Source organism: Streptomyces sp. NPDC007095 (assembly GCF_040634475.1).
GTDB lineage: Bacteria > Actinomycetota > Actinomycetes > Streptomycetales > Streptomycetaceae > Streptomyces.
In genome coordinates this window covers 1-25,896 of sequence record NZ_JBEYFS010000090.1, presented here as the reverse complement: position 1 = coordinate 25,896, position 25,896 = coordinate 1, and the positions used below count along the sequence as shown (strand labels likewise).

The 25,896-nt window shown below is 70.6% G+C and carries 24 protein-coding genes; 17 read left to right on the top strand and 7 right to left on the bottom strand.

Features of this window, described 5'->3' with window-relative positions:
* Nucleotides 1-29: 29 nt before the first annotated feature.
* Nucleotides 30-470 carry a cell division protein SepF gene (locus ABZ656_RS28165; protein WP_101405995.1) on the bottom strand — a complete coding sequence of 147 codons (441 nt, stop codon included), beginning with the start codon at nucleotides 468-470 and terminating at the stop codon, nucleotides 30-32.
* Between the two features lie 290 nt (nucleotides 471-760).
* Between ABZ656_RS28165 and ABZ656_RS28160 the strand changes: the two genes are divergently transcribed.
* Entirely contained in the window at nucleotides 761-1,996 is a 1,236-nt protein-coding gene (locus ABZ656_RS28160) for a DUF5685 family protein (protein WP_360271246.1), read from the top strand.
* 475 nt (nucleotides 1,997-2,471) lie between these two features.
* Here ABZ656_RS28160 and ABZ656_RS28155 read toward each other — a convergent pair whose 3' ends face one another.
* Nucleotides 2,472-3,428, bottom strand: coding sequence for an ABC transporter substrate-binding protein (locus tag ABZ656_RS28155; protein WP_101405996.1), 957 nt, complete (start codon nucleotides 3,426-3,428; stop codon nucleotides 2,472-2,474).
* A gap of 453 nt (nucleotides 3,429-3,881) precedes the next feature.
* Here ABZ656_RS28155 and ABZ656_RS28150 point away from each other — a divergent pair, with 453 nt between their 5' ends.
* The 11 genes from ABZ656_RS28150 (at nucleotide 3,882) to ABZ656_RS28100 (ending at nucleotide 18,969) form a co-directional block, all read left to right on the top strand.
* On the top strand, nucleotides 3,882-4,739 hold the full coding sequence (locus ABZ656_RS28150; RefSeq protein ID WP_101408242.1) for an amino acid ABC transporter permease: 858 nt from the start codon (nucleotides 3,882-3,884) through the stop codon (nucleotides 4,737-4,739).
* Nucleotides 4,736-6,508: an FAD/NAD(P)-binding protein gene (locus tag ABZ656_RS28145; RefSeq protein WP_360271243.1), complete on the top strand. Its 1,773-nt coding sequence runs from the start codon at nucleotides 4,736-4,738 to the stop codon at nucleotides 6,506-6,508. Before ABZ656_RS28150 ends, ABZ656_RS28145 begins: the two co-directional genes overlap by 4 nt.
* 43 nt (nucleotides 6,509-6,551) lie before the next feature.
* Nucleotides 6,552-7,313, top strand: coding sequence for an amino acid ABC transporter ATP-binding protein (locus ABZ656_RS28140; RefSeq protein WP_101405998.1), 762 nt, complete (start codon nucleotides 6,552-6,554; stop codon nucleotides 7,311-7,313).
* Between the two features lie 51 nt (nucleotides 7,314-7,364).
* Nucleotides 7,365-8,483 (top strand): LLM class flavin-dependent oxidoreductase, encoded by a 1,119-nt coding sequence (locus tag ABZ656_RS28135; protein WP_101405999.1) that lies wholly within the window; start codon nucleotides 7,365-7,367, stop codon nucleotides 8,481-8,483.
* A complete protein-coding gene (locus ABZ656_RS28130) occupies nucleotides 8,480-9,778 on the top strand; it encodes an NtaA/DmoA family FMN-dependent monooxygenase (protein WP_360271241.1) in 1,299 nt (432 codons plus the stop codon). Before ABZ656_RS28135 ends, ABZ656_RS28130 begins: the two co-directional genes overlap by 4 nt.
* A gap of 52 nt (nucleotides 9,779-9,830) precedes the next feature.
* Nucleotides 9,831-10,613, top strand: a complete 783-nt coding sequence (locus ABZ656_RS28125) for a DUF1684 domain-containing protein (protein WP_360271239.1) — start codon at nucleotides 9,831-9,833, stop codon at nucleotides 10,611-10,613.
* A 303-nt stretch (nucleotides 10,614-10,916) separates the two neighbouring features.
* The gene (locus tag ABZ656_RS28120) at nucleotides 10,917-11,816 is read left to right on the top strand and encodes an alpha-lytic protease prodomain-containing protein (RefSeq protein WP_101406002.1); all 900 of its coding nucleotides are present in this window, start codon (nucleotides 10,917-10,919) and stop codon (nucleotides 11,814-11,816) included.
* Nucleotides 11,817-12,003: 187 nt separating this feature from the next.
* On the top strand, nucleotides 12,004-12,894 hold the full coding sequence (locus ABZ656_RS28115; RefSeq protein WP_101406003.1) for a slipin family protein: 891 nt from the start codon (nucleotides 12,004-12,006) through the stop codon (nucleotides 12,892-12,894).
* Between the two features lie 245 nt (nucleotides 12,895-13,139).
* Nucleotides 13,140-14,222 carry an alpha-lytic protease prodomain-containing protein gene (locus ABZ656_RS28110; RefSeq protein ID WP_101406004.1) on the top strand — a complete coding sequence of 361 codons (1,083 nt, stop codon included), beginning with the start codon at nucleotides 13,140-13,142 and terminating at the stop codon, nucleotides 14,220-14,222.
* Between the two features lie 191 nt (nucleotides 14,223-14,413).
* Complete coding sequence (gene dnaE / locus ABZ656_RS28105; protein ID WP_360271237.1) at nucleotides 14,414-17,998, top strand: DNA polymerase III subunit alpha; 3,585 nt, start codon at nucleotides 14,414-14,416, stop codon at nucleotides 17,996-17,998.
* A complete protein-coding gene (locus ABZ656_RS28100; protein WP_101406005.1) occupies nucleotides 17,995-18,969 on the top strand; it encodes a hypothetical protein in 975 nt (324 codons plus the stop codon). The genes dnaE and ABZ656_RS28100 overlap by 4 nt, the downstream gene beginning before the upstream one ends.
* Nucleotides 18,970-18,984: 15 nt before the next feature.
* On the opposite strand, the gene ABZ656_RS28095 is transcribed toward ABZ656_RS28100, so the two are convergent.
* On the bottom strand, nucleotides 18,985-19,359 hold the full coding sequence (locus tag ABZ656_RS28095) for a cupin domain-containing protein (protein ID WP_101406006.1): 375 nt from the start codon (nucleotides 19,357-19,359) through the stop codon (nucleotides 18,985-18,987).
* 97 nt (nucleotides 19,360-19,456) lie between these two features.
* Between ABZ656_RS28095 and ABZ656_RS28090 the strand changes: the two genes are divergently transcribed.
* The gene (locus ABZ656_RS28090) at nucleotides 19,457-19,903 is read left to right on the top strand and encodes a MarR family winged helix-turn-helix transcriptional regulator (RefSeq protein WP_360271234.1); all 447 of its coding nucleotides are present in this window, start codon (nucleotides 19,457-19,459) and stop codon (nucleotides 19,901-19,903) included.
* 170 nt (nucleotides 19,904-20,073) lie between these two features.
* Nucleotides 20,074-20,931 carry an alpha/beta fold hydrolase gene (locus ABZ656_RS28085; protein WP_101406008.1) on the top strand — a complete coding sequence of 286 codons (858 nt, stop codon included), beginning with the start codon at nucleotides 20,074-20,076 and terminating at the stop codon, nucleotides 20,929-20,931.
* A gap of 61 nt (nucleotides 20,932-20,992) precedes the next feature.
* Here the strand turns inward: ABZ656_RS28085 and ABZ656_RS28080 are convergent, their stop codons facing one another.
* Nucleotides 20,993-22,036 carry a lytic polysaccharide monooxygenase gene (locus ABZ656_RS28080; RefSeq protein ID WP_101406009.1) on the bottom strand — a complete coding sequence of 348 codons (1,044 nt, stop codon included), beginning with the start codon at nucleotides 22,034-22,036 and terminating at the stop codon, nucleotides 20,993-20,995.
* Between the two features lie 170 nt (nucleotides 22,037-22,206).
* On the opposite strand from ABZ656_RS28080, the gene ABZ656_RS28075 reads away from it, so the two are divergent.
* Nucleotides 22,207-22,668, top strand: coding sequence for a GNAT family N-acetyltransferase (locus ABZ656_RS28075; RefSeq protein WP_360271231.1), 462 nt, complete (start codon nucleotides 22,207-22,209; stop codon nucleotides 22,666-22,668).
* A 52-nt stretch (nucleotides 22,669-22,720) separates the two neighbouring features.
* Here the strand turns inward: ABZ656_RS28075 and ABZ656_RS28070 are convergent, their stop codons facing one another.
* Nucleotides 22,721-22,855, bottom strand: a complete 135-nt coding sequence (locus tag ABZ656_RS28070) for a hypothetical protein (protein WP_282190303.1) — start codon at nucleotides 22,853-22,855, stop codon at nucleotides 22,721-22,723.
* Nucleotides 22,856-22,992: 137 nt separating this feature from the next.
* Here ABZ656_RS28070 and ABZ656_RS28065 point away from each other — a divergent pair, with 137 nt between their 5' ends.
* Nucleotides 22,993-23,691, top strand: a complete 699-nt coding sequence (locus tag ABZ656_RS28065; RefSeq protein WP_360271229.1) for a class I SAM-dependent methyltransferase — start codon at nucleotides 22,993-22,995, stop codon at nucleotides 23,689-23,691.
* Nucleotides 23,692-23,917: 226 nt separating this feature from the next.
* Here the strand turns inward: ABZ656_RS28065 and ABZ656_RS28060 are convergent, their stop codons facing one another.
* Nucleotides 23,918-24,418: a DUF402 domain-containing protein gene (locus ABZ656_RS28060; RefSeq protein ID WP_360271227.1), complete on the bottom strand. Its 501-nt coding sequence runs from the start codon at nucleotides 24,416-24,418 to the stop codon at nucleotides 23,918-23,920.
* Complete coding sequence (locus ABZ656_RS28055) at nucleotides 24,399-25,328, bottom strand: GNAT family N-acetyltransferase (protein WP_101406012.1); 930 nt, start codon at nucleotides 25,326-25,328, stop codon at nucleotides 24,399-24,401. Before ABZ656_RS28055 ends, ABZ656_RS28060 begins: the two co-directional genes overlap by 20 nt.
* Nucleotides 25,329-25,399: 71 nt before the next feature.
* Between ABZ656_RS28055 and ABZ656_RS28050 the strand changes: the two genes are divergently transcribed.
* A complete protein-coding gene (locus ABZ656_RS28050; protein ID WP_180362576.1) occupies nucleotides 25,400-25,768 on the top strand; it encodes a GntR family transcriptional regulator in 369 nt (122 codons plus the stop codon).
* Nucleotides 25,769-25,896 lie beyond the last annotated feature (128 nt).

Here is a 25,896-nt window from a genome sequence, read left to right as displayed (position 1 = left end):
GGAGAGCAGGGCCGGTGAGCGGCCCTGCCTCAGCTCTGGTTGAAGAAGCCGTCCGCCTGACGCCCCGGGGCCTCGCCGCTGACGATCTCGGTGTTGGCAGGGGTCAGCAGGAAGACCCGGGTGGCGACCCGCTCGATGGTGCCGTGCAGGCCGAAGGTCAGGCCGGCCGCGAAGTCCACCACGCGCTTGGCGTCGGCGGGCTCCATGGCCGTGAGGTTGATGATGACCGGGACTCCGTCCCGGAAGAGTTCGCCGATGCCGCGTGCGTCCCGGAAGCTGTCCGGGGTGACCGTGCCGATCCGGCGGCCTGTCTCTTCCGCCGTCTCGGACGCGACCTTCACGCGCGGGTCCGTGACCCAGGCATCGCCGGAGTCCTGTCCTTCGGCGTAGTTGTCGTCGTCGTAGTAACGCTCGTCATCGTTGTCGTCGACGAGGCCAAGCCAGGCACTCGCCTTGCGCACCGATCCCATGGACGCCTCCTCTCACAGCGGTCTTTCTTGCTTTCCGCATCCCCATGGTCGTCCATGATGCGGATGTCGCGCCAAGTGGATAGACGCCGCGCGGGGGTTTCGTGACGGTACTGGTGCACAGCGAATTCGTCGAGAGCCCGCGTGCCCCAAGGGTCCTGCCGTGTACGGCTGCTGACTGTGAGTGAAATATGATTCTCGACGGCGTTCGGGTGATGGGTAGGGCGTACGGGTGAACGAGGGGGTCGGTACGATGCCGCAGCTCAACGTCGTACGAGGCACGGGGGAGTGTCATGTTCGGAATCGTGAGGCCCTGCAGCCACCGCCTCGGTGAGGGGCTCAAAACGCAGTGGATGGCGCATCTGTGCGGACTCTGTCTCGCGTTGCGCGGAGACCACGGACAGTTCGCTCGGATTGTCACCAATTACGACGGGCTGCTGATATCGGTTTTGACGGAGGCTCAGGCCGAGCGCACCACGGGGTGGCGGCGTACGGCGGGGCCGTGCCCGTTGCGCGGGATGCGGACCGCGTCCGTCGCGCAGGGTGAGGGAGCTCGCCTCGCCGCCGCCGTCTCGCTGGTGCTGGCCTCGGCCAAGGTGCGCGACCACGTGGCGGACAAGGACGGGCTGTTGGCGCGCAGGCCGGTGGCGCTCGCCGCCCGCCGGGTCGCCGCGAGCTGGGGGCGCGCCGGGGCCCGTACCGGATCCGACGTGGGCTTCGACACCGCCGTACTCGTCGACGCCGTCGACCGGCAGATCGGCATCGAGGCGCTCGCCGGTCCCGGGACGCCGCTGCGAGCCGTCACCGAGCCCACCGAGACCGCGACCGCCGCCGCCTTCGCGCACACGGCCGTCCTGGCCGGGCGGCCGGGCAACGCCGAGCCGCTCGCCGAGGCCGGCCGGCTCTTCGGGCGGCTCGCGCATCTGCTGGACGCCGTGGAGGACCGGGAGACCGACGCCGCGTCGGGGGCGTGGAACCCGCTCACGGCCACCGGCACCCCGCTCGTGGAGGCGCGCCGGCTCGCCGATGATGCTCTGCACCGGATACGGCTCGCGCTGCGCGAGGTGGAGTTCACGGACGGCAAGCTGGCCCATCTGCTGCTCGCGCACGAGCTGGGGCGGTCGGTGGACCGCGCGTTCGGGACCTCGGGATGCGGGCACCAGGCCCACGCGGACGGTGTGCGAGGGGCCTTCGGGCCGCCGCAGCACGGTGGTCCTTACAACCCGCAGAGCCCGCCGGGTCCGTACGACGGGCAGAATCCTTACGCCGGTGGCGGCAACCCCTTCGGCGGCGGTCCCTCCTTCCCGCCGCCCGGACCCGGCAAGCGAGGCTTCTGGGCCGGGTGCGCGGCCGCGATCGGGGTGTGCTGCACCTGCAAGGTGTGCTGTGCCGACGAGTTCGAGGGACCGTGGTCGCGAAAGAGGCGCGAGGGCTGCCTCGGCAACTGCGACTGTGACTGCAGCTGCTGCGAGGCCTGTGAGATCTGCGAGTGCTGTGAATGCTGCTCGTGCTGCGACTGCGGCCTGTGACGGACCTCGTATACGTCGGCGTGGGCGATCACGCCGACGAAAGGATCGGGCCTGCCCGTTCGGGGATGTCATTGTTTCCGGGGCGTAAAACAAAAACATGATCGGGTGACCGGGATGCCGTAGGGGTCGTTGGTCCGGCGCAGAACCATTTCCGCCCTGCCAGTAACTCGTCCTCTTCATAAGGCACTTCAGTGGACGTCACACCGAAAGCGGCGACCGGGCGTGTGCCCGGCGGCCGCGTCCGTGGCGGGAAGAGCTGGAGTGTGACGCACGGGACCGGGCGTCGGTGAAGGAGGTGCTGGGCGCGTTGATGGACCGGGTGATCGGGGTGCGGGCGGTGCCGCGGCGACGTACGGCCGTGCTGGCTCGCTGAATTCGGTCGCCTGTTGGCCGCGGGTGGTACGTGGCTGGGCGCGCAGTTCCCCGCGCCCCTTCGGGGCGCTCCCGTGCGGGGCGCGGGGAATGCTCAGGTCCCTCAGTTCTTCAGCTCTGGCGGGGAGATCTCCGACTTCGCTATCGCCGAAGCCGTCGTGCCCCACTTCTTCAGGATCTTCTCGTAGGTCCCCTTCGCGATCAGGTCGTTGACCGCGGCCTGGAAGGCGGGGGCGAGCTTGGTGTCCTTCTTGAAGGCGAAGCCGACGTCGAGGCGGTGGAACTCGTTGAGGAACTTGACGCCCTGCTGTTGGGCGACGGCGTAGCGCAGGCCGTTGATGGTGCTCATCACGATGTCGCTGCGGCCCTGTTGGAGTGAGGACCAGATCGCGCCCTGCTCGCTGTAGGTCTGCACCTTGTACGCCTTCTTGCCGGCGTCGGTGCAGACCTTCTTGTTCTCCTCCAGCGTCGCCTCGAAGGTGGTGCCCGCGCCGGTCGCGACGTTCAGGCCGCACAGCTGCCTGAGGTCGGTGATCTTGGCGAGTTCGCTGTCCTTGCGGGTGGCGAAGCCCTGGCCGTCGTTGATGTAGGTGACGAAGTCGATCGTCTTGCGCCGTTCGTCGGTCACGCCGAAGTTGCTGGCGCCGAAGTCGTACTTGCCGCTGTCCAGGGCCGGCAGGATCGCCTCGAAACTGGCCTGTTCCGTCTTGAGCTGGATGCCGAGCACCTTGGCCACGGCGTCCGCGAAGTCGACGTCCTGGCCCGTCAGCGTCTTGCCGTCGTCCAGGTACGTCGTGCCGGGTGGCGTACCGCCGACGGCGACCGCCACGGTGAGGCCGGTGACGCCGGACGGGAGCAGTTTGGCCGCGGCCTCGTCCTTCGTGATGTCCGAGACGACGTCCGTGGTGGGGATCTTGTCGGCCTTGGCCGCCGCCGCATTCGCCGCGCCGCCGGTCGTGTCGTCCGAGCCGGAGCCGCATGCCGTGAGGAGCAGGGCCGTCGAGGTGATGGTGACAAAGGGCGCAAAATGCTGATAACGGGTACGCATGGACGTACGCATGGTGTGCGGTCTCCTGAGAGCAAGAGTGAGCAGAACCCGAGGGGAGGGGTGCGCGTGTGAAGGCGAAGGGGAGGGAGAACGCGAAAGGCGCCCGATCGATCAAAGGACCAAGCGATCGGATCGATCGATCGAGGGGTCGGATCGATCAAGGGATCAAGTGATCGGGGCGCGCAGTGGGTCAGCTCAACAGGAAGAGGACCACACTCGACCGAAGTCGATGTGGGAGCGCTTGACCAGCCACTGCTGTGGATGCATGGGCCAAGTGGAACAGGCATCCGGTTGTGCGTCAACTGACTTGAGACGTACGGCTCACAGTATGGACAGCCTTGACAGCGGGGGGAAACGAGCCCGTACTCTCGGTGGACGGCCCTGCTGAGGGGCTCGGCCGTACGGCGCCGCGAGGCGCTCCGTGTGAAGGCACCCGTGTTCGACCGACGTCACGGAGTCTTCCGCATGTCTTCCGACACCCTCGCCAAAACTTCCGCCGCACCGGACATACCGGAGCAGGCCGAGTCCCTGCGGATCGTCCCGCAGCGCCGTCTCGGTCAGTGGACGGCCGCCGTCGCCGTGCTGGTGCTGCTCGGGCTCGCCGTCACCTCCGTCGTCCGCAACAAGGCGTTCCAGTGGGGCGTGGTCGGCGACTACTTCACCTCGGACTCCGTACTGCGCGGCCTGTGGCTCACCCTGTGGCTGACGGCCGTGGTGATGGTGCTCGGCTTCGTCCTTGGGGCGCTGCTCGCGGCGGCCCGGTTGTCCGCCAACCCCGTGCTGCGCAGCGTCAGTTGGGGTTACGTGTGGCTGTTCCGGTCGATCCCGATCCTGGTGCAGCTGCTGCTGTGGTTCAACATCGGGGCGCTGTATCCGCAGCTTCTCGGCGTGAAGACGGTCAATCTGTTCACACCGATCGCGGTCGCGATCATCGGGCTCACCCTGCACGAGGCCGCCTACGCCGCCGAGGTCGTCCGTGGCGGCATCCTCTCCGTCGACCGCGGGCAGATAGAGGCCGCGCAGGCGCTCGGGCTGAGCCGGTGGCGCCGCTGGTGGCGGATCGTGCTGCCGCAGGCGATGCGCTCCATCGTGCCGCCCGCCGGGAACATGCTGATCGGCACGCTCAAGGGCACCTCGATCGTCAGCGTCATCGCCGTCCAGGACCTGCTCTTCTCCGTGCAGCTCGTCTACCACCGCACCTACCAGGTCATCCCGCTGCTGATGGTCGCCACCATCTGGTACACCGTCGTCACCTCGGTGCTCAGCCTCGGCCAGTACTACGTCGAGAAGCACTACGCGCGCGGTTCGGAGCGCACGCGATGAGCACGTCGAAGCCGACTCTCGTGATCGTCGGGGCCGGGCCGCGGGGGACGGGTCTCATCGAGCGCATCGCCGCCAACGCGCCCGAGCTGTACGCCGGTTCGGACGCCGGGGGTCTCGACATCCACCTTGTCGACCCCCATCCGCCGGGTGCCGGACGCATCTGGCGCGAGGCGCAGTCGCCGCTGCTGTGGATGAACTCGCACGCCGAGGACGTCACCATGTTCACCGACGAGACGGTGGCCATGGCCGGGCCCGTGCGCCCAGGTCCCACACTGCACGAATGGGCGGCCGTCGACGGCCGCACCTTCGCCGACCGGCAGCTGCAAGGGGCCTACCTGAGCTGGGTGCACGAGCAAGCCGTGGCTGCCCTGCCGCCGGACGTCACCGTCCACCATCACCCGTGCAGGGCCCTGCGCGTCAGCGGCCCGCGCGAGGGGCGCCAGCAGGTGTGGCTGGAGGGCCGTCCGCGTCCCCTCCTTGCCGACCTCGTCGTTCTCGCGCTCGGCCATCTGGACGCCGAACTCGATCAGGAGCAGCGTGAATTGGCGGCGTACGCCCGTGCCCACGGCCTGGTCCACCTGCCGCCCGACTTCACCGCCGACAGCGACCTGTCCTCGCTCGCGCCCGGCGAACCCGTCCTCGTGCGCGGCTTCGGGCTCGCCTTCGTCGACCTGATGGTGCTGCTCACGGAGGGGCGGGGCGGGCGGTACGACGGCGACACGTACGTGCCCTCGGGGCAGGAGCCGGTGCTGCATGTCGGGTCGCGGCGCGGAGTGCCGTACCACTCGAAGATCGGTTACGACTGGACCGGTGAACGGCCGCCGCTGCCCCGCTTCTTCGGGCCCGCCGAGGTCGACGCGGTGCTCGCACGACCGGACGGTTTCGACTTCCGGCGCGATGTGTGGCCGTTGATCGAGAAGGAGTTGGGGTTCGCGCACTACCACCGGCTGTTCGGCGTGCACCCCGAGCGGACGAGTATCGCCTGGACCGACTTCGAGGAGAAGTACGCGGCGGGGGAGGCGGCGGAGCGCGAGGCTCTCGTGGCGTCCGCCGTGCCCGATCCCGCCGACCGGCTCGACCTCGCGGCGCTCGACCGTCCGCTGGACGGGGTGCGGTACGCGTCGGAGGAGGAATTCCAGGAGGGACTCCGGGCGTACATAGAAGGTGATCTGAGCCGACGTCATGATCCCGGAAACAGTCCGGACTTGGCCGTCTTCCTCGGACTGCTCTCCGTCTACGGGCAGTTGATCCGGCTCGGTGACGTCGGGCCCTGGTGGCACGGCTTCTTCAGCTACCTCGCCTCAGGACCGCCCGGACCCCGGCTGCGGCAGATGCTCGCGCTCTCCCGGGCCGGCGTCGTGCGGTTCGTGGGCGCGGACATGGCCGTGGTCGCCGAGGACGGGGTGTTCCGGGCGTCGAGCGCGACCGTGCCGGGTGCGACGGTCGAGGCGCGGGCGCTCGTCGAGGCCCGGCTGCCCGAGCCCACCGTCGGACGCGCCCTCGACCCGCTGCTGCGTGAACTGCACGACGACGGAGCCGTCGAGACCCCGGAGGGGCTGCTGCGGGTGGACCGCACCGACGGGCGGATCCTCGACCGGGCCGGGCAGCCACACCCCCGGCGGTTCGCGCTGGGGCCCTACACCGACGTACGTACGCCCGGCGCCTTCACCCGGCCGCGCACCGGCGGGCCGGCGTTCCGGCAGAACGACGCCACCGCGCGGGCCGCGCTGGCGTTCCTGCGCGACCTTGCCTGTCGAGCCGCCGCATAACCCCCGGCCGCCAACTCCACTGCCAGCACAAGGGATTCACACGATGACCTTCATGGTCGACATCAGGTCCGTCCACAAGAGCTTCGGCCCACTGGAAGTGCTCAAGGGCATCGACCTCGCGGTGCGCACCGGCGAGGTCACCGTGATCCTCGGCCCGTCCGGCTCCGGCAAGTCCACGCTGCTGCGCGCCATCAACCACCTGGAGAAGGTGGACCGGGGCCGGATCAGCGTCGACGGCTCGCTGGTCGGCTACCGGCGCTCCGGCGACAAGCTGTACGAGCTGCGTGAGCGCGAGATCCTGAGGCAGCGCACCCGGATCGGGTTCGTCTTCCAGAACTTCAACCTCTTCCCGCACCTCACCGTGCTGGACAACATCGTCGAGGCCCCGGTCTCCGCGCTGAAGCGCCCGCGCAAGGACGCCGTCGAGGCGGCGCGGACGCTGCTCGACCGGGTGGGGCTCGCCGACAAGGCCGACGCCTACCCGAAGCGGCTCTCCGGGGGCCAGCAGCAACGCGTCGCCATCGCCCGCGCGCTCGCCCTGGAGCCGAAGCTGCTGCTCTTCGACGAGCCGACCTCGGCGCTCGACCCCGAGCTGGTCGGCGAAGTCCTCGACGTCATCAAGGACCTGGCCCACCAGGGCACCACGATGATCGTCGTCACGCACGAGATCGGGTTCGCCCGGGAGGTCGCCGACACCGTCGTCTTCATGGACGACGGGCGGATCGTCGAGCAGGGCGCCCCCGGTGACGTACTCGACGATCCGCGGCACGAACGGACGCGGTCGTTCCTGTCCAAGGTCCTTTGATCCCTCTCCAGGGGTCTTTGACCGGTTTACCGGAGAGAGGTTTCACCCGATATGACAGCACCGCACGGCCGGGGGCTGCTGCACCTGGCCGCCGCCCTCGGTCAACAGGCGGCCTTCGACGCCGCCTCGTACGTCGGAACGGCGCAGCTCGCGGAGCGTGGCGGGCTCGACTTCGTGACGCTCGGCGACACCTTCGCGCGCCCCGGGCCCGACGCGCTCGCCGTGCTCTCCCGTGTCGCGCCCGCCACCCGCCGGATCGGTCTGGTGCCGACCGTGACCACCACCCACACCGAGCCCTTCCACGTCCAGGCGGCCGTGGCGACCCTCGACTGGGTCAGCCGCGGCCGGGCCGGCTGGCAGCTCGACGTGTCGACGACCGAGGGCGAGGCCCGGCTCTTCGGCCGCCGGCACGCCGCACCCACCGACGCGCTGTGGCGGGAGGCCGGCGAGATCGCCGAGGTGGCCGCCCGGCTCTGGGACAGCTGGGAGGACGACGCAGAGATACGCGACGAGGCCACCGGCCGATTCATCGACCGGGACAGGCTGCACCACGTCGACTTCCAGGGCGCCACCTTCTTCGTGAAGGGCCCCTCGGTCGTGCCGCGGCCCCCGCAGGGCCACCCCGTGCGGGTCGTCGACGCCACCGAGGGGCCCGCCCGGCGGGTCGCCGCCCGGTACGCCGACGTGGCGCTCGTCCGGGTCGTGGGACCCGCGCGGGCCCGGGCCGTGCGGACCGAACTCCGGGAGACGGCAGCGGAGTTCGGCCGCAACCCCGACACCCTGCGGGTCCTCGGCTCGCTCGTCGTCGACCTCGGCGACGGGGAGCGCGCGGCCGAGCCGGGATGGGGGTCCCCCCTGTTCGAGCGAAGCCGAGAACTCGGGGGAGGTGGGGGCGGTCCCCGGCAGACCGCGCAGGGGCCGCTGTACCGGGGCGGCCCGGTCGACCTGGCCGAGCTGATCGCCGCCTGGCACGCGTCCGGGGCCGTCGACGGCTTCCACCTCACCCCGGTCGAGCCGCGCCGTGACCTGGAACGGCTTGTGAACGGAACGGTGGCGCTGCTCCAGCACCGAGGTCTGTTCCGCACCTTCTATCCGGGCAGCACGCTCAGGGAGCACCTGGGGCTGGCCAGGCCCGCCAACCAGTACGCCATGACAGGGGGAGCGTCATGACCGTACGCAAGCGCATGCATCTGGCAGCGCACTTCCCGGGCGTCAACAGCACCACCGTCTGGACCGACCCACGCTCGAAGTCCCAGATCGACTTCGCCTCCTTCGAGCACCTCGCGCGCACCGCCGAACGTGGCCTGTTCGACTTCTTCTTCCTCGCCGAGGGACTGCGGCTGCGTGAACACAAGGGACGTATCCACGACCTGGACGTCGTGGGGCGACCGGAGTCGATCACCGTCCTCAACGCGCTCGCCGCCGTCACCGAGCGGCTCGGGCTCGCCGCCACGGTCAACGCGACCTTCAACGAGCCGTACGAACTCGCCCGCAGACTGGCCACGCTGGACCACCTCAGCGGGGGCCGGGCCGCCTGGAAAGTGGTCACCTCCTCCGACGCCTTCACCGGGGAGAACTTCCGCCGCGGCGGCTTCCTCGACCGCGCCGACCGGTATGCGCGCGCCGCCGAATTCGTCGCCACGGCACGAGAGCTGTGGGACTCCTGGACACCGGAAGGCGTCGCGCGCCCCTTCGCGCACCAGGGGCGGCACTTCGACATCGCGGGAGAGTTCGGGCTGCCGCGCTCACCGCAGGGGCAGCCCGTCGTCATCCAGGCCGGGGACTCGGACGAGGGCCGGGAGTTCGCCGCGGCCACGGCGGACGTGGTCTTCACCCGGCACGGGACCCTGGAAGCCGGCCGGGAGTTCTGCGCCGATGTGAAGGGGCGGCTCGCGACGTACGGGCGGTCGCCCGAGGACCTGAAGATCATGCCCGGTGTCACCGTCGTGCTCGGTGACACCGCGGCCGACGCGCGGGAGCGGGCCGCCGAGATCCGCCGCCGGCAGGTCTCCCCGCAGAACGCGCTCCTCGCCCTGGAACAGATCTGGGGCGTCGACCTCTCCTCGTACGACCCCGACGGGCCCCTGCCCGACATCGACCCGGAGCCGGAGCCGGCTCTCGCGCAGGGGCGGGTGCGCGTCGCCGACCCCCTCGCGGTGGCGGAGAAGTGGCGGGCCCTGTCGCGGGCGAAGGGGCTGTCCATCCGGCAGACCGTGATCGAGGCGTCCGGGCGGCAGTCCTTCATCGGCACCCCGGAGGCGGTCGCCGCCGAACTCGACGAGTTCGTGACGGCCGACGCCGCCGACGGCTTCGTCCTCGTCCCCCATCTGACCCCGGGCGGACTGGACGAGTTCGTGGACCGGGTGGTCCCGCTGCTCCAGGAGCGGGGCGCCTTCCGCACGGAATACACGGGCACGACGTTGCGCTCACATCTCGGGTTGCCGGAACCCGTATGGAAGGGTTGATCACATGACGAAAGACGCATCCGCAGACGCATCTGACGGGACATCCGCAGACGTGTTCGACGGCGCAACCGAGGGCTGGGAGCGCTGGCACGAGCGCCGCGTCGAGACGGTGTCCGCCCCCTACGGCCCGTTGGCGCTCACCGGCACGCACTGGCTCGAGGACTATCCGGACGGGCGACTTCCGGACATCCCCGGGCTGTGGACCGACCAGGAGGACGGGGTCCTGCTGACGGCCGCCCCCGAGGACGGTCTGAGCCTGGACGGAAAGCCCTTCACCGGTGAGGTCCGGCTCGCCGCCGACCTCGGGTCGGCGGCCGAGGCCCGGGTCGGGCGCGGCGAGCGCCGTTTCGTCGTCCTGGTACGCGAAGGGATCTGGGGCGTACGCGACTTCGACCCCGCCTCCGAAGGGCGCGCGGCCTTCAAGGGCGTCGAGGCGACGCCGTACGACCCGCGCTGGTCGGTGCCGGGGCACTTCACGCCGTACGGCGAGAGCCGCACCGTACATGTGGAGAACGCGGACGGAGTCGCCCGCGGTCTGGGGCTCGGCGGCATCCTCGCCTTCACCCTGGACGGCGAGGACCTCACGCTCCAGGTGTCGGTGGAGAGCGACGGCTCGCTGTGGGCCGTGTTCGCCGACACCACCAGCGGGGACAGCAGCTACCGCTTCCGGTTCCTGCGCCCCGCGGCGCCCGACGCCGAGGGGCGTACGACGGTGGACTTCAACCGGGCCGTGCTCCCGCCGTGCGCGTTCGCCGACCACTTCATCTGCCCCTTCCCGCCGCCCGGGAACACCCTGGGCGTGGCCGTCCCGGCGGGGGAGCGCACGCTGCTCTGACGGTTCACTCCTCCGCGCCCTCCACTCGCTCCTCCAAGCCCTTCAGGCACTTCGAGTGCCCCGACGATCCACACGCGATCCGCACACCCGAGTCTGGGAAGATCAACTCCCGCTGGTGGTACGTAAGTTGAACGCTGCACGGCCGAAAGGTGCCCTTGCGCCGGTCGGCCGTGCCGCCGAATACTCCCCCACAGCGCTTGTCAGGAGCACGGCTTGTCCGGAATCCGGTCAGGCGGCTCCCGGCTGCGCCTCACGGGCCCCGACCCCACGCGGGCCCCCTACTTCCCTCGGGAGGAACGACAAGTGAGGATCAAGCGCACCACCCCCCGCAGCGGTATAGCGAGACGGACCCGGCTGATCGCCGTGACCACCGGACTCCTGGCCGCCGCAGCGTTCTCCGTCCCCACCGCGAACGCATCCGACGTCCATACGTTCAGCGCCACCCAGCTGAGCACGGTGAACAAGTCGGTACTCAAGTCCGACATCGCGGGAACCGCCTGGGCGGTCGACGCCAAGACGAACCGCGTCGTCGTCACCGTCGACAGCACGGTCTCCAAGGCCGAGATCGCAAAGATCAAGAAGGACGCGGGCGGCAACTCCGCGGCCATCACGATCAAGCACACCCCGGGCAAGTTCAAGAAGCTGATCACCGGCGGCGACGCCATCTACGGCGGTTCCTACCGCTGCTCGCTCGGCTTCAACGTGCACAGCGGGAGCACCTACTACTTCCTGACCGCCGGCCACTGCGGTGAGGTCGCCTCCACCTGGTACTCCAACTCCGGTCACACCACCACGCTGGGCACGAACGTCAGCTACAGCTTCCCGACCAACGACTTCGCGCTGGTGCGCTACACCAACACCTCGATCGCCCACCCGAGCGCGGTCGGCAGCCAGACCATCAGCAGCGCCGCCACGCCCAGCGTGGGCACGACCGTCTACCGTCGCGGCTCGACCACCGGCACGCACAGCGGCCGGGTCACCGCGCTGAACGCCACGGTCAACTACGGCAGCGGCGACGTGGTCTACCAGATGATCCAGACCACGGTCTGCGCCGAGGGCGGCGACAGCGGCGGTCCGCTCTACGCGGGTTCCGTCGCCTACGGTCTGACCTCCGGCGGCAGTGGTGACTGCACCTCCGGCGGTACGACCTTCTTCCAGCCGGTCACCGAGGCACTGAGCTACTACGGCGTGAGCGTCGGCTGACCGACGGCCCCCCCGCAACACCCGCACGACCGGATCTGCAGCCAGCAGCAGGCGAGCCCCCGTACGCAACTGTCGTGCGGGGGCTCGCCCTTGCTCGGGTGACGGAGTTACCGTCGAAGTACACGCCGGGTACGCGCCTGATGCGGTACTTGCCCGATGCGCCCACTTCGGACCCTGGGGGGCCGTGATGGTCGAGGAACTGGTGGCGGCGGGAGTCTCCGTCGTATCCGTGGGGATCGTCTACGCGATGGCCGGGGCCCGTGTCGTCAAACAGTACGAACGCGGTGTGGTGTTGCGACTCGGCCGGCTGCGCTCGGACGTGCGTGGGCCCGGGTTCACCATGGTGGTGCCCTTCGTCGACAAGCTGCGCAAGGTCAACATGCAGATCGTGACGATGCCGGTGCCCGCGCAGGAGGGCATCACGCGGGACAACGTGACGGTGCGGGTCGACGCGGTCGTCTACTTCAAGGTGGTCGACGCGGCGGACGCGGTCATCCAGGTCGAGGACTACCAGTTCGCGGTCTCGCAGATGGCGCAGACCTCACTGCGCTCGATCATCGGCAAGAGCGACCTGGACGATCTGCTCTCCAACCGGGAGAAGCTCAACCAGGGCCTGGAGTTGATGATCGACAGTCCGGCGATGGGCTGGGGTGTGCAGATTGACCGGGTCGAGATCAAGGACGTGTCACTGCCGGAGACGATGAAACGGTCGATGGCCCGGCAGGCCGAGGCCGACCGTGAACGGCGAGCGCGGGTCATCAACGCGGACGCGGAGCTCCAGGCGTCGAAGAAGCTGGCGGAGGCCGCCGGGGTGATGTCCGAACAGCCCGCCGCGCTCCAACTGCGGCTGCTGCAGACCGTGGTGGCGGTCGCGGCCGAGAAGAACTCCACCCTCGTCCTCCCCTTCCCGGTGGAACTGCTGCGGTTCCTGGAACGGGCGCAGCAGCCGGCCGCGCCGGCGCCCGAGCAGCCGGTGCGGGCATCGGAGGGCGTTGAGCAATCGGTGCAGGAGCAACCGTCCTCCCTCGCGCCCCCGTTGGGATCGGACCCTGAAGGGTCGAAAACCAGACAGGGCTAGACCTCACGGGCTGCACATACGTCACTCGTGCTCGGTGTTTGCACTGCGAACGCACAGGGCGCGATCACACAGGGTCAAGGTGCCGGGGGCGTACGCCCGTTGCTGTACGCGCGTCCTGAAGTCGACCTTGTGAGCCACCTGTGGGTCTCGGAATAGTGGGCGCCCGTACGCCTTTCGATTCCGTACGCCTTCCGGCCCCGGAGGTCCCCACGGCCTCCCGGGCCGCCCCCACAGGAGGACGCGAAGTGAAGCACCGACGTATATCCGGGCGGCGCGCAGCCGTGGCAGGCGCGAGTGTCGCCGCCCTGGTCGCCGCGGGGGTCACCTTCCAGACTGCGAACGCGAGCGAGACACGGAAGAGCGCGGCGCCCCGGCCGCTCTCGATCACGGCGGCCGGAAAGCTCGCCTCGACGCTCGGCAAGGACCTGGGTCCCGACGCGGCGGGAACGTATTACGACGCGAAGGCCGGGCACCTCGTCGTCAACGTGCTCGACCGGGCCGCGGCGCGCGTCGTCGAGGCGGCCGGCGCCCAGGCCAGAATCGTCGAGAACTCCCTCGCCGAACTGACGAGCGCCCGTACCACCCTCAAGAAGGACGCGACCATCCCCGGCACGTCCTGGGCGACCGACCCGGGGACCAACAAGGTCGTCGTCACCGCCGACCGCACGGTCGGGGGCGCGACCCTCGCCCGGCTGACCAAGGTCGTCGGCGGCCTCGGCGCCAAGGCCGAACTCCAGCGCACGAAGGGGGAGTTCAAGACCTTCATCGCGGGCGGCGACGCGATCACCGGCTCCGGCGGGCGCTGCTCGCTCGGCTTCAACGTGGTCAAGGGCGGCCAGCCGTACTTCATCACCGCCGGGCACTGCACCCGGGCGATCTCCACCTGGTCGGACTCCAGCGGCAAGGAGATCGGCACGAACGAGCAGTCCAGCTTCCCCGGCAACGACTTCGGTCTGGTCAAGTACACCTCGACGGCCGACCACCCGAGCGAGGTCGATCTCTACAACGGCTCCGCGCAGCCCATCACCCAGGCGGGGGCGGCGACCGTCGGGCAGTCGGTGACGCGCAGCGGTTCGACGACCCAGGTGCACAGCGGCACGGTCACCGGCCTGGACGCCACCGTGAACTACGGCAACGGCGACATCGTCGACGGACTCATCCAGACCGACGTCTGCGCCGAGCCCGGTGACAGCGGCGGCTCGCTCTTCTCGGGCTCCACGGCCATCGGCCTCACCTCGGGCGGTAGTGGCGACTGCACCTCGGGCGGTGAGACCTTCTTCCAGCCGGTCACCGAGGCGCTGTCGGCCTTCGGCGCCCAGATCGGCTGACGCGATCCGTCCTGCCTGCTCAGGGCCGGGTGGACCGGTGTCTGTGCAGGTGGGACGCGCTCGAACGGATGTCGCACACTTGTTCGGAAATTGGTCTATGGTGGGGGTGAGGTCATTGGGAACTAATGTTCGAGAGCCTGGTGAGAGGGCCCTCGGACGCGAATGGATACGGACGGGTACGGGAGGTGCGTGTGCCGGGGTTCACGCATCTGCACACCGTCTCCGGGTTCTCCCTGCGGTACGGGGCCTCGCACCCGGAGCGGCTGGCCGAGCGTGCCTCGGAGCGGGGCATGGACGCCCTCGCGCTCACCGACCGGGACAGCCTCGCGGGCGCGGTCCGGTTCGCCAAGGCCTGCGCGAAGGCGGGTGTCCGTCCACTGTTCGGGGCGGACCTCGCGGTCGAGGCTCCCGTCCGAGAGGCGAGGGCTTCCGCCCGGACGGCGGGTGCCTTCGTCCGGACCGCCGGGGCCTCCGCGCCGACGGACAGGGCTTCTGCCCGAGCGGCCGGGGGGCTCGCGCGAGGGAACGGGGAGCCCGTACGAGGGGAGCGGCGCCGCGCCCCGGTCCGTGGCGGTGCCTTCATCGATGAGTCGACTCCCCGGGTGACCTTCCTCGCCCGGGACGGCGCGGCCGGCTGGGCCGACCTCTGCAGAATCGTTACGGCGGCGCATGCGGGCGGCGGTCCCGACAGCGGCCCGGGGCAGCAGCCCCTGCTGCTCCGGCCGGACAACCACGCCGAAGGACTGACCGTACTGCTCGGCCCCGCCTCCGACGTCGGCCGCGCACTCGCCGCGGGACGCCCCGACCGCGCCGCGAAGCTGCTCGCGCCCTGGCGGGAGATCTACGGCGACGCCCTGCGCCTCGAAGCCGTCTGGCACGGCCGCGAGGGCACCGGGCCGGGGTCCCTGCGGCTCGCCGCCCGCACCGTCGGCTTCGCCGCCGAACAGCGGGTGCGCCCGGTGCTCAGCAACGCGGTCCGGTACGCCGACCCGGGCCTCGGTCCGGTCGCCGACGTCCTGGACGCCGCCCGCCGCCTCGTCCCCGTCGACCCCCGGCGCGAGCTGGACTCCGGCGAGGCCTGGCTCAAGGGCGAGGCCGCCATGCTGAGCGCCGCCGAACGGATCGTCGAGGCCGCGGGCTACCGCCGTGACACCGCGTACCGTCTGCTCGAACAGACCCAGGCCACCGCCGCCGAGTGTCTCGTCGACCCCGAGGACGACCTCGGCATCGGCACCGTCCACTTCCCCGAGCCGCATCTCGTCGGGGCGGGCCGGCGCACCGCCCAGCGCGTCCTGGCCTCCCGGGCGGCGGCGGGCATGGTGCTGCGCGGATACGACAGCAAGCGGGCCTACTGGGAGCGGATGCACCGCGAGCTGGACATCATCGCCCACCACGACTTCGCCTCCTACTTCCTGACGGTCGCCCAGGTCGTGGACGACATAAGGAAGATGGGCATCCGGGTCGCCGCGCGCGGCTCCGGCGCGGGTTCCCTCGTCAACCACCTCCTCGGTATCGCGCACGCCGATCCGGTCGAGCACGGGCTGCTGATGGAGCGCTTCCTGTCCAAACGCCGCTCGGTGCTGCCCGACATCGACATCGACGTGGAGTCCGCGCGCCGGCTGGAGGTCTACCGCGCGATCATCGACCGGTTCGGCACCGAGCGGGTCGCGACCGTCTCGATGCCCGAGACCTACCGGGTGCGGCACGCCGTCCGCGATGTGGGCGCCGCGCTCTCCATGGACCCGGCCGACATCGACCGGATCGCGAAGTCCTTCCCGCACATCCGCGCCCGCGACGCCCGCACGGCGATGGACGAGCTGCCCGAACTGCGGGAGCTGGCGAGGGAGGTTCAGCGGGAAGGCGAGAAGTACGGGCGGCTGTGGGAGCTGGTCGAGTCCCTCGACGCCCTCCCGCGCGGCATCGCCATGCACCCGTGCGGGGTGCTCCTCTCCGACGCCTCCCTGCTCGCCCGTACGCCGGTCGTGCCGACCAGTGGCGAGGGCTTCCCCATGTCGCAGTTCGACAAGGAGGACGTCGAGGACCTCGGGCTGCTCAAGCTCGATGTGCTGGGCGTGCGGATGCAGTCCGCGATGGCGCACGCGGTGGCCGAGGTGCAGCGGGCCACGGGGGACTGGCCGGACATCGACGCGGTGGCGCCGGGCGACCCGGCGACGTATCGGCTCATCCAGTCCGCCGAGACGCTGGGCTGCTTCCAGATCGAGTCGCCCGGACAGCGCGACCTGGTCGGACGGCTGCAGCCCGCGACCTTCCACGACCTCGTCGTCGACATCTCGCTCTTCCGGCCGGGACCGGTCGCCGCCGACATGGTGCGGCCGTTCATCGAGGCGCGGCACGGGCGGGCGCCGATCCGCTATCCGCACCCGGACCTGGAGGGACCGCTGAAGGAGACGTACGGCGTCGTGGTCTTCCACGAGCAGATCATCGACATCGTCGACATCATGACCGGCTGCGGACGTGACGAGGCGGACCGGGTGCGGCGCGGGCTGTCCGACCCCAAGGCGCAGGGGCGGATCCGGTTCTGGTTCGCACAGAACGCGGCGGCCAAGGGGTACGACGCCGAGACCATCGCGCGGACCTGGGAGATCGTCGAGGCCTTCGGGTCGTACGGCTTCTGCAAGGCGCACGCGGTCGCCTTCGCCGTGCCGACGTACCAGTCGGCGTGGCTGAAGGCCCATCACCCGGCCGCTTTCTACGCCGGGTTGCTCACGCACGACCCCGGGATGTATCCGAAGCGGCTGCTGCTGGCGGACGCGCGGCGCCGGGGGGTGCCGGTCCTGCCGTTGGACGTGAACCGGTCGGCGGTCGCCCACCGTATCGAACTGGTGTCTGAATCTGCTGGCTCTGCAGGCCGCTGGGGTGTCCGCCTTGCCCTCTCCGACGTGCACGGCATCAGCGAGGCCGAGGCGGTACGGATCGCGGACGGACAGCCGTACGCCTCCCTGCTCGACTTCTGGGAGCGGGCCCGGCCGAGCAGGCCGCTCGCACAGCGGCTCGCGCAGGTCGGCGCGCTGGACGCGTTCGGCGCCAACCGGCGTGACCTGCAACTGCACCTGACCGAAATGCACCGGGGATCCCGGGGTGCGGGCGGCGGCCAACTCCCGCTGGCGGGTGGGCGGAAGACCGCCTCCGCCGGGCTGCCGGACCTCTCCTCGGCCGAGCGGCTCAGCGCCGAACTGGGCGTGTTGTCGATGGACGCCTCGCGCAATCTGATGGACGACCACCGGGAGTTCCTGGAGGAGCTGGGAGTGGTGACGGCACGCCGGCTGCGGGAGGCGCGGCACGGAGAGACGGTCCTGGTCGCGGGCGCCAAGGCGGCCACCCAGACCCCGCCGATCCGCTCCGGCAAACGCGTCATCTTCACCACCCTGGACGACGGCACCGGCCTGGTCGACCTCGCCTTCTTCGACGACTCCCACGACGCCTGCGCCCACACCGTCTTCCACTCCTGGCTGCTGCTGGTGCGCGGAGTGGTGCAGCGCCGGGGCCCGCGCAGCCTCAGTGTGGTGGGCGCGGCGGCCTGGAACCTCGCCGAACTGGTCGAGCTGCGCGCCGAGGGCGGCCTCGACGTGGTGGCGGCGCGGCTGGCGGAGCCCGTACCGGAGCCCCTGCCGGAGAGGGAGGGCGCGAAGGAGAGCCGGAAGATCCGGATGCCCACGGGGTACGAGATGCACCCCTGGGCCGATCTGCGTCCCGCGGGCGAAGGGCCCGCGGGGGGAAAGAAGTTGTGGCACCAGAGTCCGGGGAGTGCGGGATGACCATCCTCTGTGTACGTTTCCAGCTGCCTCCGATGTACGAGGCCGCCCTGCCGGGGCTCCTCGGACTGTTGGAGGAGTTCACCCCCGTCATCGAGGCGCTGCCGCCCGACGGCGCGCTGGTCGATCTGCGGGGCGCCGAACGGTACTTCGGGCGGACCGCCGTGGAGTTCGCCTCGCTGATCCGGGTACGGGCACTCGCCCGGTACGGGGTCGACTGCGCGATCGGTGCCGGGCCCGGGCCGATGCTCGCGCGGATGGCACTGCGGGAGGCCGTGCCCGGAGTGACCCGGGTGGTGCCCGGGGAGCCGGACGCCGTCGCGGAGTTCCTCGCCGAGCGGCCCGTCGCCGCGCTGCCCGGGGTCGGCGGCGCCACCGCCCGCACCCTGTGCGAGTACGGCCTCGACACCATCGGCAAGGTCGCCGCCGCGCCCCTGTCCACGCTCCAGCGCCTGACCGGTGCCCGGACCGGCCGCGAACTGCACGAGAAGGCGTCCGGCATCGACCGCGGCCGGGTCGTCCCGAACGCCACCTCGCGCTCTCTTGCTACCGAACGCCCCTTCTCCCGGGACGAGTTGGACCCGTCCCTGCACCGCCGCGCGCTGCTCTCCGGCACCGAGGAACTGGGCACCCGGCTGCGCGCCCTGGAGAAGGTCTGCCGCACCCTGACCCTCACCGTCCGCTACGCCGACCGCTCCTCGACCACCCGCAGCCGCACCCTCAAAGAACCGACCGCCCACTCCTCGGCGCTCACCGCCACCGCGTACGCCCTGTACGAGACGCTCGGCCTCCAGCGCGCCCGGGTCCGCGCGATCGGCCTGCGCGCCGAGGGCCTCACCCCCGTCGGACAGGCCTCCCACCAGCTCACCTTCGACCCCGTGGACGAGAAGGTCCGCCGCATCGAGGAGGTCGCGGACCGCGCGCGAGCGAAGTTCGGCCCGCATGCGGTGATGCCGGGGACGCTGGCGGCGTAGATCCGGTACGGGGGATCAGTTCGCCCACGGGGGAGTGAGGACCGAGCCGTCGGCCAGTTCCGCCCGGAGGCCGATGGATGTGGTGACCCAGGCGGTGGCGGTCTCCTGGGTCGGGTTCTCGATGCCCAGGGTCGCGCCGGGGTTGATGATCACCGTGTCGCCCGCGGTGATCCGCTCGGTGCGGCCGGCGAGGGTGATCAGCAGTTCGCCGGTGAGGAGGTGGAAGATCTCCTCGCGGTTGACGGTGTGCACGGGGGCCTTGTGTCCCGCGGGTATCTCGCCGCGCCAGGCGCACAGTTCCTTGCTCCCGCTGAGGGGGGTGGCGTACGAGACGAAACGGGCGCCGTGGATCTCGTGGACGACGGCTTCGGACGGTCGGATGACGGGCATGGGTGTCTCCAGGGCAGATGGTCAAGTTGATTGACTAAATGACTGGTCTCATGGTCAAGCTGCTTGACCAATTCGTCAAGGGTGTTTCAATGCACGCGTGCACAACTCCGAGGCCATCGCCCTGTCCGCCGCCCTGCTCGCCGTCGCCGGTGAGCTGACGCAACGTATTCACGAGGGCGTCGTCGCCCGGGGGTTCGAGGGGATGCGGCCCGCGCACGGCTTCGCGTTCGCACGGCTCGCCCCGGACGGAGCGACCGTCACCGACCTCGCCGCGCACCTCGGGGTCACCAAGCAGGCCGCGAGCCAGCTTGTCGACGAGTTGGTGCGCAAGGGGTACGTGGAGCGGCGGCCGCATCCCGTCGACGCGCGCGCTCGGCTGGTCGTGCTGACCGAACTCGGCTGGGCCTGTACGCGCGCGGCGGAGGAGGCGGCCGCCGACGCGGTGCGGGCCTGGGGTGAGCTACTCGGTGAGAGTGAAATGCGCGCGTTGCGCGACCGGTTGCTGCGCATCGCGCCCTACGGTCCCATCAGGCCCTCCTGGTGACGAGCATCGGCCGTGACCACCGCTCTGACCATCACTGGAAGTTTTTTACTGACGCGTAACTTCACACTTGAGCTACTCGCCCGTAACTTGACGAGTGAACAGCATCCTCGTGATCCGGATCACAGGGCGTACGTCGTCGCAACTCCCTTGAGCCGCAAGGAGATCACCCGATGCTGCCCTGGAAGCGCCTGCTCAGACCCCTCACCGCACTACTGCTGACCGCCGTGGTCGCCGTGGTCCCCGCCGCCACCGCCCACGCCGCCGCGCCGAGCAGCGGCTGGAACGACTACTCCTGCAAGCCCTCCGCCGGCCATCCCCGCCCCGTCGTCCTCGTCCACGGCACCTTCGCCAACTCGACCGACAACTGGCTGGCCTTCGCGCCCTACCTGGTGGACCGCGGGTACTGCGTCTTCTCCCTCGACTACGGGCAACTGCCCGGCGTTCCCCTCTTCAACGCCCTCGGCCCCATCGACAAGTCGGCCGAACAGCTTCAGGTATTCGTCGACAAGGTGCTCGCCGCGACCGGTGCGGCGAAGGCCGACCTCGTCGGCCACTCGCAGGGCGGCCTGATGCCCCGCTACTACCTCAAGTTCCTCGGCGGAGCCGCCAAGGTGAACACCTTCGTCGGCATCGCGCCCGACAACCACGGCACCACCCTCGACGGCCTCACCAACCTGCTGCCGTACTTCCCGGGCGCCGAGGACCTGCTGTCCGCGGCCACACCCGCGCTCGCCGACCAGATCGTCGGCTCCGCCTTCCTGACCAAACTCAACGCCGGCGGCGACACCGTCCCGGGCGTGCACTACACGGTGATCGCCACCAAGTACGACGAGGTGGTCACGCCGTACCGCTCGCAGTACCTCACCGGATCCGACGTCCACAACGTGCTGCTGCAGGACCTGTGCCCGGTCGATCTCTCCGAGCACGCCGCGATCGGCCTCCTCGACCGGATCGCCTTCCACGAGGCGGCCAACGCCCTCGACCCGGCACACGCCACCCCCACGAACTGCGCCTCCGTGTTCAGCTGACCGCCCCGGCCGGGGCCTGTCCGACCTGAGCCGCCGGACAGGCTCCGGAGTACACCGGGAACTAGCGGTCGCGCCGGCCGCCGGTCGTCGCGCGACGGCGGACCGAGGAGAACAGCGCCGCCGCGCCCAGCGCCAGCGCGCTCGCCCCGCCGATCGCGAGGTAGGCGCTGGAGGAGTCACCGCCGGTCTCGGCGAGGTGCCGCTCCGAGACATCCGCCGCCCCGGGCCGCGCGTCGGAGCCGCCGGTAGCGGCGTCGGAGGGCTCCGTGCCGGCGGCCGGAGCGGCTGTGCCGTCGTGGTGGTCGTGCCGCACCGTCGACTTGTCGGCACCGTCGGCTATCTGCTGCTCGGAGGGCGCGGAAGCGGTGGGTGCCGGGGAGGTCGGCGCGGGGGTGGTACCGCTTCCGGTACTGCCCGTACCGCTGCTGCCCGCGCCGCCGCCGGAACCGGTGTTGCCGGAACCCCCGCCACCGAAGGTGACGTCCGAGCACGAGTAGAACGCCTCCGGACTGTCCGAGCGCTGCCAGATCGCGTAGAGGAGCTGCCTGCCCGAGCGCTGCGGCAGGGTGCCGGAGAAGGTGTAATAGCCGTTCGTCGCGGCCGGGTCGGTCTTGGTGGCGACCGGGTGCGCCAGGTCCAGGTCGGCCCAGGCCAACGGCTTGGACGGGTCGTAACCCGCCTTGGTGATGTAGACGTTGAAGGTGCCCTTGTGCGGGGCCGTCACCCGGTACTCGAAGGTGTACGCGCCGCCGCTCACGCTCGTCGTCGGCCAGTCGGCGCGGGCCAGGTCCAGGCCCTTGAACTCGTCGTTGCCCGCGCCGCACAGCTTCCCGTCGGGAATGAGCTGTTGATGTCTGCCGTTCGCGTCGCCGATCCGTATGCCGTTCCAGTCGTACAGCGCCTGGGTGCCGCCGGCCGCGACGGCCGCCTTGCAGGCGCCGGACCTCGGGCTCTCGGGATTCTCCGCGTAGCACTGGAAGACCCGGCTGACCGGGTCGCCCATCGTGCCGTGCGCGGCGGCGGGCGCCGCGGCGAGCGCGGTCAGGGCGACCGGGGCGACACCGACGGCGACCGCGACGGCGGCGGTCTTGCGGCGAGCGGACATGGGGGAACTCCTCGAAGCGGACCTTCAGGTCTACGGCGGACCCGTGGGGGGTGATCAGCAAGCTAGCCCGAAGAAACCGCGGAATCGCCTGCTGGAGGCGGGTGCGGGAGATCCTTATGGTCGGCTTAAGGGAGTGCTGAGCCTGCGCTCAGGTAGCTACCGTTCTGGCCATGACAGATGCCCCGAACGAACCGGAGATCCGCCCGGCCGTCGCCGCCGACGTCGCCGCCGTGAAGGCGGTGACCGACGCCGCGTACCACCACTACATCGAGCGCATCGCAGTGGTGCCGAAGCCCATGGAGGCGGACCACGCGGCGAACGTGGCCGCGGGGCAAGTGTTCGTCACGGGGGAGCCCGTGAGGGGCCTCGTGGTGATCGAGGCGCGCGAGGATCATCTCTTCCTCGACAGCATCGCCGTCCACCCCGACGCCCATGGCAAGGGCGTCGGGCGACGGCTGCTGGCTTTCGTGGACGCACACGCGCGTGCGCTCGGGCTGTCCGAGGTCAGGCTCTACACGAACGCGATGATGTGGGAGAACCAGAAGATCTACCCGAAGTACGGGTACGAGGTCGTGGAACGCCGCGTGGACGGCCGGTACGACCGGATCCACTACCGCAAGCGGCTCGACTGACGGTTTCCGTGCCGGGGCGTTTCTCCGTGCCGGCGCGCGCGGCCCGGGCCGCTCACCCGTCCGGCCACCACGTGCGGTGGATGTCCTTGCGGACCTCCGGACGCTCGGCCGGACGCTCGTCGGCCTCGTCCCGCACTCGGCGGGACTCCGACTTCCTCAGGGGCTTCTGCACGGTCACACGGCGCATGGCTGCCTCCTTGTGCCTACCGGGATCCGCGGTTGTACGGAGGTAGACCCTTTCCGGGAGAGTTGCTCATCAGTCGGGATCTGTCTGTGGCGGCTGTCACGATTCGACTGTCAGTGGTGGGTGTCACCCTGGGGCACATGACGGGTTACAGCGAAATGAATCCAGGTCAGAGCAGCGTCAAACCTTGTCCGAGCGAGGTCAGGCCGGAGCTCGGCGGCGCGGGCGGGGGTGCGGAGGAGGTGGCCGACGCGGACCGAGTGGACTGGGACGCCGAGGCCGCCACCTTCGACGACGAGCCGGACCACGGGCTGCGCGACGCCGCCGTGCGGGAGGCCTGGGCGGAGCGGCTGGGCGCCTGGCTGCCCGAGACCCCCTCCGACGTGCTCGACCTCGGCTGCGGCACCGGCAGCCTGGCGCTCCTCGCGGCCGAGCGGGGCCACCACGTCACCGGGGTCGACCGCGCGCCGCGCATGGTCGACCTGGCCCGCGCCAAGCTCGCCGGACATGACGCGGTGTTCCTCCTCGGTGACGCGACGGCACCGCCCGTCGGCGAGCAGCGGTTCGACGTCGTGCTCGTCCGGCACGTCCTGTGGGCCCTGCCCGCCCCCGAGCGCGTCCTGCGGCACTGGCGCGGGCTGCTGCGCCCCGGAGGGCGGCTCGTCCTGGTCGAGGGTGTGTGGGGGACGCTGAGCCCGGCCGGCATACCCGCGGACCGGCTGGCCGCCCTGCTGGAGCCCCTGACCTCGGTCCTCCGAGTGGAGCGGCTGTCCGACGACGCGCGGCTGTGGGGGCGCGAGGTGGCGGACGAGCGGTACGCGGTGGTGGCCCACGTCTGACCACCGGGTACTCGACGGTCGCCGAGCGGGTATCTGCCGGGTACCGGCCCTAGGTCCTGTCGTCAAATTCCCGTCGTCCGCCCGGAGGGCGGGCCCTGCGGCGTCAGGTGCGTGCTCTCGGCGTGCCGGGCACAGGCCCTCGTACTGGACGTACTTGGATCTGTGCCTGGTGCGGTGAGAGTGCGTGCATGGCGTCGCGGGGCAGACGGGAATTTGACGACAGGGCCTAGCCGAGCAGTGCCTCGAAGTCGCCCTCCCGAGCCAGGAGTTCGAGCGTGTCGAGGGCGTTCTGCGCGGCGGTCGCGGCTCGCGGATCGGTGGTCGCGAGGCCGCTCGCCGCGAACTCGTCCTCGTCCAGGCGCAGTACGTCCGTGCCGTCCGCGGAGCGCCACAGGTCCAGGTCGAGGTCCTCGACGACCAGTTCGCCGCCGGAGAGGGTGGCCGGGCGGGTGATGTCGCAGTACCAGCCCTTCCGTACGCCCTCGGCGTCCCGGACCTCCTTGACCGCGTACCAGCGGTCCCGCCAGTAGTACTCGGTGAAGACATCGCCCGGCTCGAACCGTACGAAGCCGAAGTCGCGGACGCCCTCGCCCGCCCACGGCGCGCGCACGGTGACGCGGGTGCCGTCGTCGGCGAGCAGCTCGGCGGGGTAACGGATCTTCGTACGGCCGGACTTGACGAGGACGATCTCCACGGTGCGGGGTGCGTCAAGCGAGTTCACGGACATACCGCACCTCCGTCCCGCAGATCTCGTAGCCGAACCACTTGTTGATCGCGATCATCGGTTCGTTGCCGGCGTCGTTGCCCGTGAACGCCTCCGCGTATCCGGCGGCGCGGGCGCGGTGCAGCGAGTCGTTCTTGGCGAGCTTGGCGAGGCCGCGACCGCGGAACGCGGCGGCGGTGCCCGTCATCACGGTGCCGTAGCGGGTGCCGCCGTCCGTGCGGGCCGCGCTGAACGCCGCCGGGCGGCCGTCGACGAGCGCGACCGTGGTCAGCTCGGCACTGAACAGGGGGTGGTGCCAGGTCTCCTGGAGCCATGCCTGGTAGTCCGTGAACTCATGGGGGATGTCGCTGGGTTCGTCCGCCATCGTCTCCGCGTCCAGGGCGAACAGGGGGCGCGGGTCGTCGGCGAAGTCCGAGCCCTTGCGCAGCTCGACGCCCGGCGGCGGGTCCTGGAGCGGCGGCAGGGTGCCGCCCGCCAGGTCGAGGCGGAGGAAGTGGGCTGAGCGGCTCGCGTGGTAGCCGTGCTTCTCGGCGAACGCGCGGTTGCCCGGCTCGTCCAGGACCCAGGCGAAGAGCTTGGTCGCGCCCAGGGCCGCCAGGTGCTCCTCGGCGGTGCGCACCAGGAGCGAGCCCGCGCCCCGGCGGGTGCGGCCGGGGTCGACGTACACGTTGAGGTAGCCCTGATTCGGCTCCGCGCTGTCGTGCGCGATGCCGACCTGGGCCGTGCCGACCGGTTCGCCGTCCTGCTGCGCGAGCAGCGGACGGTAGTGGGCGTCGGGGTGCGCGTGCGTGACGTCGTACGCGATGGAGTCAGGTGTGTACAGCACGAAGGGGAGGGCGCGGTTGCGGACGTGGGCGAAACCCTCGGTGTGCCGCCGGTCGTCCGGGCGGACGTCGCTGATGATCACAGTCATGGAGTCGGACGCTACGCGCGAGGTGTGTTCGAGTGCCTCTCATTTTCCTTCCCGTACGGGACAATCGCTCCGTGACGCTGAAGATCCACATCGATGAGGGGGCCGCGCCCTACGAACAGGTGCGTGCCCAGGTCTCCGAGCAGGCGCGGTCCGGTGCGCTGCCGGTCGGCTACAAGCTGCCCACCGTGCGGGGGCTGGCCGAGGAGCTCGGCCTCGCCGCCAACACGGTCGCCAAGGCCTACCGGGCACTGGAGTCGGACGGGGTGATCGAGACGCGCGGCCGCAACGGGACGTTCGTCGCCGCCGCGGGCTCGGCGGCGGAGCGTGAAGCGGCGTCGGCCGCACAGGCGTACGCCGAGCGCGTCCACCGCCTCGGCCTCTCGGAGTCCGCCGCGCTGGACGCCGTAGGGGATGCCCTGCGGGCGGCTTACGGGAGCTAGTGCCGCAACAGGCAACGTTCGCCCCGTCGCGATGCCCGGCACGCACTCTCGCCGCACCGGCCGAAAGCCCAAGTACGTCCAGTACGAGGACTTCCGGCCGGCACGCCGAGAGCACGCACCGGACGCCG

Excerpts from the sequence above, each read along its gene's own strand:
- ABZ656_RS28115 (WP_101406003.1), top strand. The coding sequence starts at position 12,004 with ATGGTCGAGGAACTGGTGGCGGCGGGAGTCTCCGTCGTATCCGTGGGG.
- ABZ656_RS28130 (WP_360271241.1), top strand. The coding sequence starts at position 8,480 with ATGACCGTACGCAAGCGCATGCATCTGGCAGCGCACTTCCCGGGCGTC.
- ABZ656_RS28155 (WP_101405996.1), bottom strand. The coding sequence starts at position 3,428 with ATGCGTACGTCCATGCGTACCCGTTATCAGCATTTTGCGCCCTTTGTC.
- ABZ656_RS28165 (WP_101405995.1), bottom strand. The coding sequence starts at position 470 with ATGGGATCGGTGCGCAAGGCGAGTGCCTGGCTTGGCCTCGTCGACGAC.
- ABZ656_RS28060 (WP_360271227.1), bottom strand. The coding sequence starts at position 24,418 with ATGTCCGTGAACTCGCTTGACGCACCCCGCACCGTGGAGATCGTCCTC.
- ABZ656_RS28140 (WP_101405998.1), top strand. The coding sequence starts at position 6,552 with ATGACCTTCATGGTCGACATCAGGTCCGTCCACAAGAGCTTCGGCCCA.
- ABZ656_RS28055 (WP_101406012.1), bottom strand. The coding sequence starts at position 25,328 with ATGACTGTGATCATCAGCGACGTCCGCCCGGACGACCGGCGGCACACC.
- ABZ656_RS28085 (WP_101406008.1), top strand. The coding sequence starts at position 20,074 with ATGCTGCCCTGGAAGCGCCTGCTCAGACCCCTCACCGCACTACTGCTG.
- ABZ656_RS28160 (WP_360271246.1), top strand. The coding sequence starts at position 761 with ATGTTCGGAATCGTGAGGCCCTGCAGCCACCGCCTCGGTGAGGGGCTC.
- ABZ656_RS28145 (WP_360271243.1), top strand. The coding sequence starts at position 4,736 with ATGAGCACGTCGAAGCCGACTCTCGTGATCGTCGGGGCCGGGCCGCGG.
- ABZ656_RS28080 (WP_101406009.1), bottom strand. The coding sequence starts at position 22,036 with ATGTCCGCTCGCCGCAAGACCGCCGCCGTCGCGGTCGCCGTCGGTGTC.
- ABZ656_RS28075 (WP_360271231.1), top strand. The coding sequence starts at position 22,207 with ATGACAGATGCCCCGAACGAACCGGAGATCCGCCCGGCCGTCGCCGCC.
- ABZ656_RS28095 (WP_101406006.1), bottom strand. The coding sequence starts at position 19,359 with ATGCCCGTCATCCGACCGTCCGAAGCCGTCGTCCACGAGATCCACGGC.
- ABZ656_RS28070 (WP_282190303.1), bottom strand. The coding sequence starts at position 22,855 with ATGCGCCGTGTGACCGTGCAGAAGCCCCTGAGGAAGTCGGAGTCCCGC.
- ABZ656_RS28100 (WP_101406005.1), top strand. The coding sequence starts at position 17,995 with ATGACCATCCTCTGTGTACGTTTCCAGCTGCCTCCGATGTACGAGGCC.
- ABZ656_RS28150 (WP_101408242.1), top strand. The coding sequence starts at position 3,882 with ATGTCTTCCGACACCCTCGCCAAAACTTCCGCCGCACCGGACATACCG.
- ABZ656_RS28065 (WP_360271229.1), top strand. The coding sequence starts at position 22,993 with ATGACGGGTTACAGCGAAATGAATCCAGGTCAGAGCAGCGTCAAACCT.
- ABZ656_RS28135 (WP_101405999.1), top strand. The coding sequence starts at position 7,365 with ATGACAGCACCGCACGGCCGGGGGCTGCTGCACCTGGCCGCCGCCCTC.